The organism is Schleiferilactobacillus perolens DSM 12744 (assembly GCF_001435585.1).
GTDB classification, from domain to species: domain Bacteria; phylum Bacillota; class Bacilli; order Lactobacillales; family Lactobacillaceae; genus Schleiferilactobacillus; species Schleiferilactobacillus perolens.
The window spans coordinates 50,511-65,099 of record NZ_AZEC01000011.1; the positions used below are offsets into that span (position 1 = coordinate 50,511).

Here is a 14,589-nt window from a genome sequence, read left to right on the forward strand (position 1 = left end):
CCCCAAAAGGGTCACGCCAGTGCCAGCTTGAATACCATTGGCATGTTGCCAGCTACAGGCTGAGTCGTCGTTAAAGTCAGTGCGGTGTCATCTTGATGGGTCGCCACCGGTGCCCCATCGGCGAGGATCGTGGCCTTCTTGATCGGGGCCACCAAACCATCATTGTCTTTCTTTAACGCCGCAATCGTGAACGTGGTTCGATTATTTGGCGCTAACGCAAACACGTACAGTGCCCCAGGCCGATACGTGAACCGATAATCGTCATCACCATAATGATAGTCTTCTGAAAAAGTCCCTGCTTGCTGTTGGGTTCCCTGGCCAAAGAACTTGTACGGACCCGTGCCCCAGATTGCCTCTTGGTTGGCGTGATTCCACTGCCCCAAGTGCTGCAAAATCGCGACATCTTCCGGTGCCAGCGTACCGTCACTCTTGGGGCCAATATTCAGGCAGAAGACACCATTCTTACTAATCACATCCGCAAACACTTGGGCAATCTCTGCTGGGGATTTGTATTCATTGTTTTCAGTGTACCCCCATGAATGACGGGCTGTCGCCGTTTCGGCTTGCCACAAGCGTGGGGCGATATTGCCCAAGGTGCCCCGCTCTTGCACCAGTGTCCCCGTCCCATACATCAAGGCGTCGTATTTGTAATTGATTGTCGCGTCCATACCCCATTCCCGGGCACGGTTGTAACAATAGGCGGCAAAACGCTGGACGTGGGAACGAAAAGCTGGTTCCGAAATCCACCAATCAAAATACATCGTCGCCGGATGGAAGCGATCCACCATTTCCGCTGAATTCACCAACCAATCATCCAACCAGGCGGCAGTGGGCACAATACCCTGTTCACCTAGCAGATAGGCCTGTTCGTTATTCTTCGTCGTGTTGGTGACCGCCGGACCATAGAAATCGCGGTATTGATCGTCTTGTACTTCGGTGGGAAAACCCACTGTGCGCCCACCATTGAAGAACCAGAAGTGCTCCGCGCGGTGACTGGAAATGCTGAAATGAATTCCCTGATGGTCAGCCGCTTGGTGTAATGCCGCCATCACATCCCGGTGCGGACCCATTTGGGCGGCGTTATACGGGCTGAAATCACTGGCGTACATTTTGAAGCCGTCATGATGCTCGCCCACCGGCAAGATAAACCGGGCGCCGCTTTCTTTGATTAGCTGCAACCAAGCTGCTGGGTCAAAGTTTTCCGCTTTGAACATCGGAATGAAATCCCGATAGTTAAACTCCGGGCCATATGTTTTCTGATGGTGATCAAATACCTTCGTTCCCCGGTAATACATTAACCGCGGATACCACTCACTGCCAAATGCCGGCACACTATAAACGCCCCAATGGATGAAAATCCCGAGTTTGGCATCCTGATACCAGGCGGGTTGGGGCATGGTCGCCAGGCTTTCCCATGTGGGCCGAAATGGTCCTTGAGCATTGACCTGATCAATTTGCGTCAGATAGTCCTGCTGATTCATCGCTTTTCACCTATTTCCTTGTCGTTTTCGAAAACAAGATCCACAGTTTCAATTATACGTCAGAAAAGCGGTTACATGGTACAATACAATTAATCATAAGTGGGAGGGGTTGGTTGTTGTGATATCTGATTTAGTCCTCACAATTCAAGCAGTATATGGTGCCCCGGAGGAATTGCATGCCGTCATCACACCTGCGGCCGTGACCGTCAGCATGACCAGTCTGACTAGTCGGCCGCGCACGACGATCAGCCAGACCCTCCAAGGCGCGGATGCGGCGGAGTGGCATAATCGGTTGGCCAAGCTGGGCATCGCCAAGTGGGAGGATCATTACGCCCCGGCCGCCGATGCGGTGATTTTGGCCGGGACGAAGTGGCAACTGGTCATCACGCAAACGAGTGGTGAAACCCGGACGATGACCGGTGATACTGCATTTCCCCCGGGCTGGGAGGAGTTAATCACCCTTCTGCGCCAATCTGCACTGGCGGTGAATGGTCATATCGTCCAACCCATCCGTTGGCAATTTGATTACGTTCGGTTTGCAGATCTGCGCTTTCCACAGTTTCATGGGCCCAGTGACGCCTTGCATCACGTGGCTATTTTCCAGCGCACATTGGCCATCGATCCCGGCCAAGGCGCCGTGGTGGTGCACACGACCTTCAGCGATAATCGGCGCAACCATACCGAGCAATATACTGATCCGGCCCTGACCCAGTGGCTGGTCCTACGCATTGGTGAGGCATTGGCCGAGCTGGGCGACCTGCAAACCATGAAGCTGGATACCTTGGATTATCCCGATGCCATTTTCGGTGTCATTTTGACGTACCCCGGCGATGAGCAAATTGTGGTGCAAGTGGATGCTGATGATCCGGATATGCGCGATTTTTGGCGGGTACTGAATCAGCTGTTGACCCAGGGGTTGAATTTGGCCGACCAAAGTGCCGCTGCGGAGTGGCGCAAGCTGGGACCAGTGCTGGAATACTTCGTGGCGGTCACCTTTGATGACAGCGGCAAGGCGTATTATTATCGTTCCGACTTAACGGATTTAGCCATCGATGATCGGGTCATTGTGCCAGTAGGCCAGAGCAACCACCTGTTAACCGGCACGATCGTGGACATCACGACGGACCTGCCCGCCAATTTGCCGATCCCGCCAGAAGACATCAAATCCGTCATCCGCAAAAAAGAAGTGCTTTAGCCTGTTGGAATATGCTACGGTGAATATAGAAAATAAATTAAGGAAGTGGACTTTTTGCAATATGTGAATATTGGTCACAGTGGTCTCAACGCTTCAGCGATTGGTTTAGGGTTAATGCGCGTTACCAAAAAGAGCGACGCCGATGCGGCGCAGTTGGTGGCGACGGCCATCGATCATGGCATTAATTTCTTCGACAACGCTGATGCATACGGTCAGGGCAAAGCTGAAGAAAAGTTCGGTGCCGCCTTGAAAATTGCCGCGATTCCTCGGGATCGCATGGTGATCCAAACCAAAGTCGGAATTGTGGATAAGCGTTACGATTTTTCTAAAGAACACATCATCGAGGCTGTGAACGGTTCGTTAGAGCGCATGGGTGTGGATTATATTGATTCCTTGCTGCTGCACCGACCGGATCCGTTGATGGAGCCTGATGAAATTGCCGAGGCCTTCCTGCAATTACATAATCAGGGCAAGGTGCGGCAATTTGGTGTGTCGAATTTCAATCCGATGCAAGTGGCACTAGTCCAACAGGCGCTGCCGATGAAGCTGATTGCGAATCAGTTGCAGTTGAGCATTATGCACACTGGGATGATTGATTTCGGGATGCACACGAACATGACTGATTCCCACAGTGTCGATCATGACGGCGGTATTCTGGAATACAGTCGGCTGCACGATATGACGATTCAGGCATGGTCCCCTTATCAGTATGGTTTCTTCGAAGGGGTCTTCATCGATAATCCGAAGTTCCCAGAACTGAACCGGAAACTACATGACATTGCGGCGAAATACGGCAGCAATGTGAATGCGCTGGCGGCGGCTTGGATCTTGCGGATTCCGGCGAACATGCAGGTGATCGTGGGAACAATGAATCCAGAGCGGTTGGCGGAGATCGCGGATATCGACCGGATCAAGCTGACGCGGCAGGAATGGTATGATATTTACTTTGCGGCGGGGAATAATTTGCCGTAACACATTAAAAAAGCGATGACCGAATTTGTCATCGCTAACCACCGTGCCAAGCTGCGCAATCTCCAGCTCATTTCAGCCTCCGATTGCTCCGCATTGACACTGTATCCATTGGGACCAGACGCTTGTTGTGGTCCCTTTTTTGTGTAGTAATTTGCACCAAATAATCTCTTACTTCAACACCACACCTTGGATGGCGTGGTCATATGTCCACTGTTTGATCTCGGTCATGGCGCCACTGTGATAATAGGCATTGATTAACTCATTCCAGTGGGGCCAAAGATTCAGCGGTACGTTGATCAAACCGGCGCCGTGGTCGATCATGATTTTATTTGCCGCCAGGGTCGCGGTGCGCTTGTTGCCGTCCCAGAAGAGTTGTTGGCGCATGTTGTGATAGAGGAGGGTTAATGCCTTGTCGGTGGCACTCCACTGGGTGTCTTGCATCAGTGCGGTCAAGAAGTTGCTTTCTTTTTCCGCAAGTTCTGTAGAATTACGACCCGTGACGATTGCGTTAATTTGTCTTTCAAAATCAAGGGTTGGCGGCTCATCTGAGGCCGTGATAAACTGCCAGCCCCTTTTGAGTCGAACCATTATGTTGATGTCATCAATAGGAATACCATCCACCCCCAAGCCATCCATGATGGTTTGCGTTTGCGGTAGGGTCATGGTGATGTCTTCAAACCGGGAATTAGTGTGGATTAAATTGACGAAGTTTTGTCTAGCAAAGCGGCGATTTTGATTTTTTGTTAAATGATAGCGATCAGGATAAGTTGCCATGATTAATCCTTCTTTTCGTCTTGTTCTTCATCATTATCTGGATCAGGTTGGTCCAGTTTAGTCCCGGCCCACCACGGCCGCAGCCGGCCGGAAGCATCGCGGCGCCGCCCAGGAAACAGAAACAGCACCGCCATTACGGCCACGAGGACCAGCATTCCTCGGGGGGTAAACAGGTTATCCCGCCGTCCGTAAAGCAATTCGTTGACTTTCTTCTGACTGACATTTTGCTGGTCAACTGGATACCGATAATGCTGATCGATCAAGGTCGACAAGGAATTAACCACTTTGAGGAAACCAGTGTTGAGCTTGTCTGGTTGACGGCTGCGCAGTTGAGGAATGGCATCGGTAAGCACCCGGTCTAGAACGGCCCTGCTCAGAAACGATGTCATCGCGCCGCTGGGTACGATCCGGGCCGCTGGTTTACCGTTGTTCACAGCATAAAGCAAAGCAATGCGATGGCTGTGGGCCGGTAAATAATGTTGGGTCACAAAGGCTTGTGTCTTTTTCAGCGAGGCATCTTTTGGTACAGTGACCAGCAAGATCTGCACTTTAGCCGACCGGCGGGCATACACGGCGTTTTTATCTGTCAACCGCTTAGTCACAGGTGCTGTCACAATATCAGCGGTATCCACCACGCCGTTGGCCGGTGCAGTCGTCGGTAACGCGGCTGCCTGCACAGTATGAATCCCACCGATGAAAAAAAGCAGGGCGGCCAGCCCTAACCAGACTGCCCGCCACCGCTTGTGTGTATTATTTACTGCTGGAACTGGAATCATCTAAATCCACCTTCGGCACTTTGCTGGCGTTAGCATCCGCCTTGAAGTACGGCTTCTTCCCCATCCCGGTCATGTTCGCAAAGATGTTGCGCGGGAAGGTGACCACACTGTTGTTGTAATCCTGGACCACCGTGTTATAACGTCGGCGCTCAACGGCAATCCGGTTTTCAGTCCCCTCCAGCTCAGTCATTAATGTTTTGACGTTGCTGTTGGATTCCAACTGGGGATAGTTTTCATGGATCGCCGAGATCAGGGTCCCAACAGATTGATCGATCTGCGTATTGGCCTTCATCTTATCGGACGCTGTATTGGCTTTGGAATAGTTGCTCCGGGCTGCGGCAATGTCGCCGAAGACCTTTTGCTCTTGGGTCATGGACCCTTTCACCGCGCTAACCAGATTTGGAATCAAATCAGCTCGGCGCTGCATCACAGTGTCTACATTGGCGAATTGGTTATCCACCGCCTGGCTCTGTTTCGCCAACCCATTATAGGTGGTGATCCCGAAAATCCCGAAAATGACCACCACGGCGGCCACAATCAGCCAAGGCAGGTAGCTCCTGTGCTGTTTATTTTCATTCCCATTCTGCATTGCGTGTACTCCTTTATCCTTCACTTAATATCCCCATTGTATCATGTTGGTTGGGCACGGCGTCCGTCGCAAGACGGATATCATACTCCGGGAAATGCTTGGGGTTGGCTGGGTGTCATCGTGACCACCCAATCTATACCCGCATGAATATGGTATAGATGGGCAAAGGAGGCTTGGTTGATGGCAATCCCTAGGTTCAATAAGGAATTGACGTACACCAACGGCTCGCCCACCACGACTGACGAAAAGGAGCGGGTAAAGCGCATCGTATTTTGGTACCGTAACGAATCATGAAAATAAATCGACACATTCACGGAATCACCGGTATGCAGGCCCAACTTATCTAATGCAGTGACAGGAATGTTCGTCCAGACAGAGCCAAAGCGCGGATCAGTGATATCCACGGCCCCGGTGACACTGTTTGCTTCGGTTTTGACCGGTGCCAAGGCCAGCTGCACCAATTCATCCGGCGTGGTTAAAGGGCCCACATCGTCAAACGCCATTTGGTTGCTGGCCAGCATGGCGCCAATATAAGTGTACAGATCCCGACCGCGGAAGGTGTGCTCTTCGTTGAAGGCGTCCAGCGCTTCTCGGGGCGACGTGTTAATCATCCGCACCGCGCGCAAGCCCTGATGGTGCGCCAGATGCGTAATTGTACCGTTATCCGGAGTGATAATGAACTTGTGGTCCATGGTTTCCACCGCAATGGGTTGGGAATCATTGCTCACCCCAGGATCCACCACTGAGACGAAGACGGTCCCTGCCGGCCAAAACCGCACTGTTTGGTAAAGCCGATAGGAGGCCGCAAAAATATCGTAGGGCGGAATGTTATGGGTCAAGTCGTGCACGGCCACACTGGGTGCTACGGAATAGGCAATTCCGTACATTGCACTGACCGAACCGTCCATTAAGCCGAAGTCAGTTTGTAAAACTAAATGTGCCATTGAAAATCTTTCTCTCTAATAATGGGTGAAATAGTTCAAACCAATTGCATCCCGGGCTTCTTGCAGTGTCTTTTCAGCCACTTCCCGAGCGTGGTCGGAGCCCTTCTTGAGCATGGCCAATACGGCGGCTGGATCCTTGGCGTATTCTGCACGACGGGTGCGAATCGGGCCAAACTCTGCTTCCAACACTTCGTTCAAGTACCGCTTCAGCTTCACATCGCCCAAACCGCCATGTTGATATTCTGCCTTCAATTCGGCTACTTTAGCCTGATCCGGATCAAAAGCATCCAGATAAGTGAAGACGGTATTACCTTCCACCTGACCAGGATCTTCGACGTGAATATGGTTCGGGTCCGTGTACATCTGCATAACCTTTTTCTTCATTGTATCTGCATCGTCGGTCAGATAGATGGCATTGCCCAGGGACTTGCTCATCTTAGCGTTGCCATCGATACCCGGCAGCCGGCCTTGACCTTTAGGCGGAAACACGCCCTTGGGCTCCACCAGAACATCTTTATGGTAGGTATGGTTGAAAGTCCGCACGATTTCCCGGGTTTGTTCCAGCATCGGTTCCTGGTCGTCACCCACGGGCACCGCATCGGCTTTGAAGGCAGTGATGTCGGCGGCTTGGCTGACCGGATAGATCAAGAAGCCCGCCGGGACACTGTCGCCAAAGTTTTTCTGTTTAATTTCAGTTTTGACTGTCGGATTACGTTCCAAACGACCCAGGTTGACCAAGTCCAGATAATACATGGTTAATTCGGACAGCGCCGGGACTTGGGACTGGACAAAAATCGTGGTTTTTTCGGGGTCCAAACCCACCGCCAAATAATCCAAGGCCACTTGCAACAGTGAGTCGTGGATTTTTTGCGGATCGTTGGCATTATCGGTCAGCGCCTGCATATCCGCAATCATGACGAATGAATCGTAGTCGCCGGAGTTCTGCATAATCACCCGGTTCTTTAATGATCCTAAATAATGGCCAATGTGTAATTTCCCGGTGGGCCGGTCGCCGGTTAATAATGTATGTTTTGCCATAAAAAAGCTCCTTCATTTCCCGCGAATAGGCGAAAATAGTCTCATGGTTTAGTTTGGAGAACGGCCGGAGGGTTGTCAAGCGTATCTTTGCGTTTCTACATATTAGGAATCGGGACGAAGACTAGAAAGAGAATCAATAAGACTTCCAGTGCGAATAGAACGCCAGCGACAATGCGCATCACTGTATTTTGTTGGCGCCAGGCTAGCCAACCGATGATGAGCGTCATGACCATCACGCCAAATAAAAAAGTTGTCATCCATTTCACCCCACTTAAATAATCACGATACCTGACTATCTCAATTCGGCGAACTGCGCCCGTAAAAGTTAACAGATTATTACCCTTTTGTGCATGATGAGCAAGGTGCTTGCAGGCACTGCGCAAACCGGCTACAATGTTTGGCAAGCTAATTTTGATCGTCACCCACAGCCGACTAGAAAAGGTGGGATTTTATTGCAAGAGACAGAACGCCAAGAGGAACAGGCCCGGGTCGACCGGGTCACTCGGATCATCGCCAACCAGCTCACTGCCGCGCAGGCGGAACTGGCCAAGGCCAAGGCCGAAACGCGGCGCTTGGATGAAAACTACGGTGAAAACACCAAGGTCAACACGTTTGAAGTGGATGACCGAATGGAAACCAACGCTGCCGTGCAGCAGCAAAAGAACATGATCGCCGGCCAGATGGAAAGTGAACGAATTTTACAAGACACTGAGCGGCGGTTGCACACTTTGGCCGATTCGCCCTATTTTGGCCGCATCGACATCGATGAAGATGGCGACCAGGAGACGTTGTACATCGGCACCGCCACGTTAATGGACGGCAACGACCATTTCCTCGTCTACGACTGGCGCGCCCCGATCAGTGCCATCTATTATAATGGCACGCTGGGTAACGTGACCTACGACACCCCCGTGGGGCCGCAACAGGTCGCGTTGATTCGCAAGCGCCAATTTCAGATTGAAAACGGCCAGATTGAAAACATGTTTGATACCAACGAAACCGTTGGCGATTCCGTGTTGCAGCATGTGCTGGGTCAGCAAACCGACGAATACATGCGTAACATCGTCTCCACAATTCAACAGGCCCAAAACGACATTATCCGCAATACTGATGCAGATCTGTTGATCGTCCAAGGGGTCGCCGGCTCTGGTAAAACCAGTGCCATTCTCCAGCGGGTGGCGTACTTGCTTTACCATTCCCGCAGTCAATTAGATGCCGACCAAATGATTCTTTTCTCCCCCAACCGCTTATTTTCCGGATATATTTCCAAGGTCTTACCCAGCTTGGGCGAAAAGAACATGCGGCAAGTGACGCTGGCAGAATTTTTGGGTCAGCGCTTTGAAGGACTGCATGTGCAATCCCTCTTTGAACGGTTCGAAAATGATATGGCGAATTTCCCAGAAACTGCCCAAGTGGTCCGCCGCTATAAAGAAAGCCCAGAATTCATGGACCGGATTCATGATTATATCCGGACGACACCACCGCATATGCTGCAATTTACGGCGATTGATTTCGATGGGGAAACTTTCTTTTCCCAAGGAGAAATTCAACGGATATTTGCCCGGTTGCCGGAAAATATGCAACTGGCGGACAAGTTCTTACGGACTAAAAATGTGCTGATTACCCGCCTGAAGAAACGTTTGCGGCGCATGGCGCGGGAAGAATGGGTGGAAGACGAGGTATCGCTGTTACCGGAGGCCACCATTGAAGCGTGGACTCGGGACAAAGCCTTCGACAGTCCCGATCAGGAAATGCACTACTTGGCCCGAAAACTGGTTTTCCGGCGGTATGAACCGGTTTACGATGCGATTTATAACAACTATTTTCTAGACGTGTATCAACAATATGCTCAATTCTTAAGCACGGCGCGGCCAAACGAGATACCGGCCAAAGTTTGGGTCGAAATGATTGCGGAGTTCCGGCAAAACCTAGAGACCCATTATCTCAACTTGAGCGACGCAGCCCCGTTGTTGTATCTCCGAGATTTATTGACCGGGGGCGGACAAAATCACAGCATCCGCTTCTTGTTTATCGACGAGATGCAGGACTACTCGTTAGCCCAAATTGCATACTTGCGCCATGCTTTCCCGAAGGCCCATTTCACTTTACTGGGCGATCGGGCTCAGGATGTGTTCTCCGCCCATTATGAGGAAACAGATCGGTTGGCGGCCGTCCGCCAGATGTTCCGCGGCGGCCGAATCAGTGCCCATACTTTGAATAAGAGTTATCGTTCCACAGAAGAAATCACCAATCTGGCGAAAGAATTACTGCCAGCCGGTGCCGATATCACCGCTTTTGCCCGGTCTGGGGAAAAACCAGCATATCTCATTTGTCCCCACACGGAGGCCATCGCCACGGTTTCCCGGGAAGCGACCACGATGCTGCGGACCAACAAGACGGTGGCTATTTTGACCAAGACGGCTAAGGAAGCGGAGTCGTTGTATGCGCGCCTATCCAGCGAAGTGCCGGTTAAATTGATGACTGAACATGATCGCTCCTTAGCCGCCGGGATTTTGATCCTGCCGATTTACTTGGCAAAGGGATTGGAATTCGATGCGGTCATCGCCTATGATGTGTCCGCCTATAACTTTGGCGACACCCGGTCGGCAGATGTGCTGTATACCATCTGTTCTCGGGCCATGCACAACCTGGTGCTGATCGGGATCGATCGACCATCCCCGTTGTTACGGAAACTGCCGAGTACGCTTTATGATTATCAAGATTTGCGGCCGACCTCAGCAGCCACGATTACTCTCCACTAGCGACTACCATATTTCGTTTAATGACACTCACTTTTTGGTGGGTGTCTTCTTTTTGCCCAGATTTTCCAATGGATGTCCCCATTCTAGACAAAAACCACGCGCTATCGGCAATTAGACCATTTTCCATCAACTTTTTTGTCTTTTTTCAACCAAGGTTGACTTCAATCCCACTACAAGCGATGGGCGCCACTGCTTTTTTCAGCCCCACCACTGTTTTTTTATCGAGACGAATAGCGTGGTACATCGCGGTTTCCTGGTTATACTAACCGTAATAAAATGAAAGGAGATGTTTCGCGATGCGTTTCAATCATGCGGAACAACTTACTGCCGCTCTAGTGGGCGGCGCGGCCTTGTTGGCTGCCGGACCAATTAGTAATACCTACGCTGCTGCCACGGCTGGCGGTGTGGGCCCTGGTGACTCTGGTTATAACTTAAGTGTGAACACCACAGCGACTTCCACCACGGCCTTCTTTGCGGCGACAACGACCACTGGGGCCACAGCCAATACGACTGCTGAATTCACCATCTTGGGCGGCGCGTTGGAACTGGACGCAGTACCTGATTTCAATTTCGGCCAAGTCGCAATGGCGACGATTTATGACGGTGGCGACCAAGGTCTCGTGAACAATACGGTGAGCACTGATGCCATTGTCGCCACCAGTAAGAACAATTCTGCGCGGGATGGCAACACTACCGGTTTGTTGGCAGTCAACGACCTGCGCGGGACCGGATCGGGTTGGACTTTGAAAGCCCAATTGGGACCCGCCTTCACCACGACGGACAAAAATGCGGCGAGTTTATCCGGGATCACTTTAAGTCTGAGCGGATCGGCCACTGCGCAAATTGGTAACGCTGACGTTGTGGACTTGCTCCCTCAGGCACCGATCACAACGACAGCGACCACCATTGCCACGGCCCCCGCTGGTCATGGACTGGGCAAAACGGCTTGGTCCTTGACCACGACAAAATCCGCGACACTCCACTTCTCTGGAGAGACGAACCCCGTGGTACCTAATGCCGTTTATCAATCGGATATTACTTGGACGCTGGGAACCGGTGCCTAAGCACGCACAACGCCGCCACCACGGGGCGTTGTTTACACAGCATTTGTTTTTATGAGGAGGCAGATTGCCATGCGCAAGTATCGTTGGTGGATCATTCTTGTCGGCGGGTTGTGGCTGCTCTACGTCTTGGGGTCTTTGCCCCGGGGATCTGTCCAGGCAGCCACAGCGGGGAATGGTGCAGATTTTTATATCGCCCCGGTGTATCCGCCGAATCAGCTAAATACCAAACTTGGCTACTTTGCGTTAAAAGTGGCTCCCGGCAAACAATATTCATTGAGTGTCCAGGTGCAAAATATCAGCCAAACCAGCACGCGGACGATTCGGCTGACGCCTACCCCGGCGACGACCACTGATAGTGCAGATATCAACTACACACCGGTGAAAACGGCCAAGGATCCAACCGCGCAGTATACGTTAAACCAATTTTTCTCCAAACCCATTGCGATTACTCTGAAACCGGGTGAAGCCAAAGTCGTCACTTTTCAATACGTCATTCCAGCGAGTGGGTTCCGGGGGCAGATCCTCGGCAGCATTTACGCCTTGGACGAAACAAAAAGTGCCACGACCAAGGCTCAATTTGCCTTGCAAAACCGTTTTGCCATGACCCTGGGAATCTTGATGGGGACAAACCCGTTGGCCAGTCAGCCGATCACCCTGATTTTGCGTACCGTTAAACCGGATATGGTGAATCATAGTCCCGTCATTTTAGCCAATATTGAGAATCAAACACCCCAGTATTTCCGTCATTTTACGGTGACCGCACAAATTTCTCGCGTGGGCCGCAGCACAGTTCTTTTCACGAAGAAAATTACCAACGGCGGGATGGCACCCAATTCCAGTTTTAATTTGACCATTCCCACTGACAAGCGGCTGACGGCAGGCAATTACACTCTCACGACCACCGCCAGTGCCCAGGGCCAAGTGTTTCATTTTACCCGCCGCTTCACAGTCTCCACTGCGGCGGCACAACATCTGCAGACCCCGCAAAGTATCCGCGGCAATTCTCGGTTAGCGTGGCTGATTGCCATTGCCGCAGGTTTTGCGGCCATCATTCTGATTTGGATCGGCGTGCTCGTGGCCAAGAGAAAGGGGTTGGTCAATTATGCGCCGAAGCATAGTTAGTCTTTCATTAGGGATGGCGCTGCTCGTCATCGGCGGCCTGCTGCCCAGCCAACGCGTAACGGCCGAACGCAGTACGACCCAGTTCACGGTGGTTGCGGGCAATGGGTCGACCAGTGGCCCAACGCCCCCGGCTGTCACCGGCCGGTTCCCGCAAACCGGTGAACAGGAGAATTATTGGTTGTTGGTGATTGGCAGTGAGTTGATTATTTTGGCCGGCTTGGGTGTGCATACCCTACGGAGGCGGGGTGGGCGTCATGCGTAAACGATTCATTGCGCTGGTTGCTGTTATCCTCTTGCTGATGGTAGCTGCACCGACAAATACTGTCAGTGCAGCGGATGCAACGCCACCGGCCCCTCAGTTCACTCCCAGTCAAAATGGGGTAGCCTATAACCTTTTTCAAAGCAATTATTATTTTATCGGTACCGGCCTTTCCAATCAGCCGGCTAACCAGAACCTAATTCAAGGCAGTCCGCTCAAAATCACAATGGGCGCCGCCGCTTTTAACGGTTGGCCAATCTGGTTATCATGGTTCAATCAGCAAGTTACTAGTGTGGCAGTGGCAGGCTATTTAGGTGGTGGATTGTGGGTCAATTATCCAGGCGCTAAGGTCACGATTACTCAAAAAGATGCCGTCGCCAGTATTGCGGTGGATTTAAGTACCGCAAAGGTAGTAGGAACACAATATTTTCAATTTACAATCACGTATTCTAGTGGCGCTCAGATATACAGTCGCTTAGTAGCCATCACAACGGTGCCTGCGCCAATTGCGGCCATTTCCCTGACGCCGCGGGTGACTAAACCCACCATCTTTTGGGGTCAAGTCGTCGGTCTTAGCGCCGGCATGACCCCTGGCAATAGTACCGCCGCCGTCACCTGGACCCCACCGGCATCCAATAATGGCGCACTGACGACTACGAGTGGAATGGCCACGCAATTCAATTCCGCCTTGGTTGATGCAACTGATTCATTGATCGTCAATAACGTCACTGGTTTTCCAATAGATATCGGCGTGAAGGCCACCAACCCTGACGGTAGCACGATTCAAAGTGCCGCGACGGTGACTGTGGGCGGTTTAACGCCCCAAGCCGTGGTCGCCAGAGAAAATTTCTCATATCGGCCAGAGGCCCTTGACCCAACCACTTTTCCAACTGGCATGACACCTAAATATCAGTGGGTAATCACAGACAGTAGTCATCAGCCAATCACTCCCGCTAACACCGTGACTAACGATGCAACTTTCAGCTGGTCAAAGGTGCCCAACACGCCGGCCACTTACTACTATTTACAACTGAATATCACCTTTTCTGACAAAAACGGCAATTCCGTGGTCTGGCGGTCCAATTACACGCCGCTGCAAGTCGTCGATCCGCCGCCGTATTTACAGGCTGTCCCCAACATGCAGTTTCAGTTATTTCAAAACAATGCCTATCGCCCAGCCACAGCTGGTGATCTGAATTCCCCAACAGGTACCACGCTGCGTTACCAGGCCTATCAAAGCCAGCCGACCACCACGTTTGACGGTAACAACCAGGGCGTCATTCATATTACCGGGGCGCACTGGACACTGTCTTTAGCGGCCAATCCGTTTACCAATACGACCACTGGTGATGTTTTAAATGTCACCCCCATCCTTAATTTAGCCATTGACCAAAAAAATATTCCAGTGCCCGTAAACGGTACCAACACTGTGGTTTTGGCCGCTCAGAAAGACGACCTGGTAACCACTTTGAATGATCAAACAATGCTATTCATTCCGCAAACCGCTCAAGTCCCGGGCGGCACGTATCGATCGCTACTCACTTGGACAGTGAACATTTCCCCATGACTGACCGCAATCAAAAAGACTGAAACCAAAAATTTTGGCTTCAGTC

The 14,589-nt window shown here is 51.6% G+C and carries 14 protein-coding genes; 7 read left to right on the forward strand and 7 right to left on the reverse strand.

The window, feature by feature from the left end; genetic code table 11:
* Window positions 1-11 precede the first annotated feature (11 nt).
* Window positions 12-1,481: an alpha-L-fucosidase gene (locus tag FD09_RS11245; RefSeq protein ID WP_057821392.1), complete on the reverse strand. Its 1,470-nt coding sequence runs from the start codon at window positions 1,479-1,481 to the stop codon at window positions 12-14.
* A 118-nt stretch (window positions 1,482-1,599) separates the two neighbouring features.
* On the opposite strand from FD09_RS11245, the gene FD09_RS11250 reads away from it, so the two are divergent.
* Together FD09_RS11250 and FD09_RS11255 are read left to right on the forward strand one after the other, a co-directional pair.
* A complete protein-coding gene (locus FD09_RS11250) occupies window positions 1,600-2,676 on the forward strand; it encodes a hypothetical protein (protein WP_057821394.1) in 1,077 nt (358 codons plus the stop codon).
* A gap of 54 nt (window positions 2,677-2,730) precedes the next feature.
* Window positions 2,731-3,648 carry an aldo/keto reductase gene (locus FD09_RS11255; RefSeq protein ID WP_057821396.1) on the forward strand — a complete coding sequence of 306 codons (918 nt, stop codon included), beginning with the start codon at window positions 2,731-2,733 and terminating at the stop codon, window positions 3,646-3,648.
* A 168-nt stretch (window positions 3,649-3,816) separates the two neighbouring features.
* Here FD09_RS11255 and FD09_RS11260 read toward each other — a convergent pair whose 3' ends face one another.
* The 6 genes from FD09_RS11260 to FD09_RS16350 form a co-directional block, all read right to left on the reverse strand.
* On the reverse strand, window positions 3,817-4,422 hold the full coding sequence (locus FD09_RS11260) for a hypothetical protein (protein WP_057821398.1): 606 nt from the start codon (window positions 4,420-4,422) through the stop codon (window positions 3,817-3,819).
* Window positions 4,423-4,424: 2 nt separating this feature from the next.
* Window positions 4,425-5,198: a TPM domain-containing protein gene (locus FD09_RS11265; protein WP_057821401.1), complete on the reverse strand. Its 774-nt coding sequence runs from the start codon at window positions 5,196-5,198 to the stop codon at window positions 4,425-4,427.
* Window positions 5,173-5,787: a LemA family protein gene (locus tag FD09_RS11270; protein ID WP_057821403.1), complete on the reverse strand. Its 615-nt coding sequence runs from the start codon at window positions 5,785-5,787 to the stop codon at window positions 5,173-5,175. The genes FD09_RS11265 and FD09_RS11270 overlap by 26 nt, the downstream gene beginning before the upstream one ends.
* Window positions 5,788-5,867: 80 nt before the next feature.
* Complete coding sequence (locus tag FD09_RS11275; RefSeq protein WP_057821405.1) at window positions 5,868-6,731, reverse strand: SAM hydrolase/SAM-dependent halogenase family protein; 864 nt, start codon at window positions 6,729-6,731, stop codon at window positions 5,868-5,870.
* A gap of 15 nt (window positions 6,732-6,746) precedes the next feature.
* Window positions 6,747-7,769, reverse strand: a complete 1,023-nt coding sequence (trpS, locus tag FD09_RS11280) for a tryptophan--tRNA ligase (protein ID WP_057821407.1) — start codon at window positions 7,767-7,769, stop codon at window positions 6,747-6,749.
* Window positions 7,770-7,864: 95 nt separating this feature from the next.
* Complete coding sequence (locus FD09_RS16350; RefSeq protein WP_157053783.1) at window positions 7,865-8,026, reverse strand: hypothetical protein; 162 nt, start codon at window positions 8,024-8,026, stop codon at window positions 7,865-7,867.
* A 195-nt stretch (window positions 8,027-8,221) separates the two neighbouring features.
* Between FD09_RS16350 and helD the strand changes: the two genes are divergently transcribed.
* The 5 genes from helD (at window position 8,222) to FD09_RS11305 (ending at window position 14,543) form a co-directional block, all read left to right on the forward strand.
* Window positions 8,222-10,531 (forward strand): RNA polymerase recycling motor HelD, encoded by a 2,310-nt coding sequence (gene helD, locus FD09_RS11285; RefSeq protein WP_057821409.1) that lies wholly within the window; start codon window positions 8,222-8,224, stop codon window positions 10,529-10,531.
* A 296-nt stretch (window positions 10,532-10,827) separates the two neighbouring features.
* Window positions 10,828-11,595, forward strand: a complete 768-nt coding sequence (locus FD09_RS11290) for a WxL domain-containing protein (RefSeq protein WP_057821411.1) — start codon at window positions 10,828-10,830, stop codon at window positions 11,593-11,595.
* 69 nt (window positions 11,596-11,664) lie between these two features.
* Window positions 11,665-12,717 (forward strand): WxLIP family cell surface protein, encoded by a 1,053-nt coding sequence (locus FD09_RS11295; protein WP_057821413.1) that lies wholly within the window; start codon window positions 11,665-11,667, stop codon window positions 12,715-12,717.
* On the forward strand, window positions 12,698-12,979 hold the full coding sequence (locus FD09_RS11300; protein WP_083487847.1) for an LPXTG cell wall anchor domain-containing protein: 282 nt from the start codon (window positions 12,698-12,700) through the stop codon (window positions 12,977-12,979). The genes FD09_RS11295 and FD09_RS11300 overlap by 20 nt, the downstream gene beginning before the upstream one ends.
* On the forward strand, window positions 12,972-14,543 hold the full coding sequence (locus tag FD09_RS11305) for a hypothetical protein (RefSeq protein WP_057821417.1): 1,572 nt from the start codon (window positions 12,972-12,974) through the stop codon (window positions 14,541-14,543). The genes FD09_RS11300 and FD09_RS11305 overlap by 8 nt, the downstream gene beginning before the upstream one ends.
* Window positions 14,544-14,589: the final 46 nt, after the last annotated feature.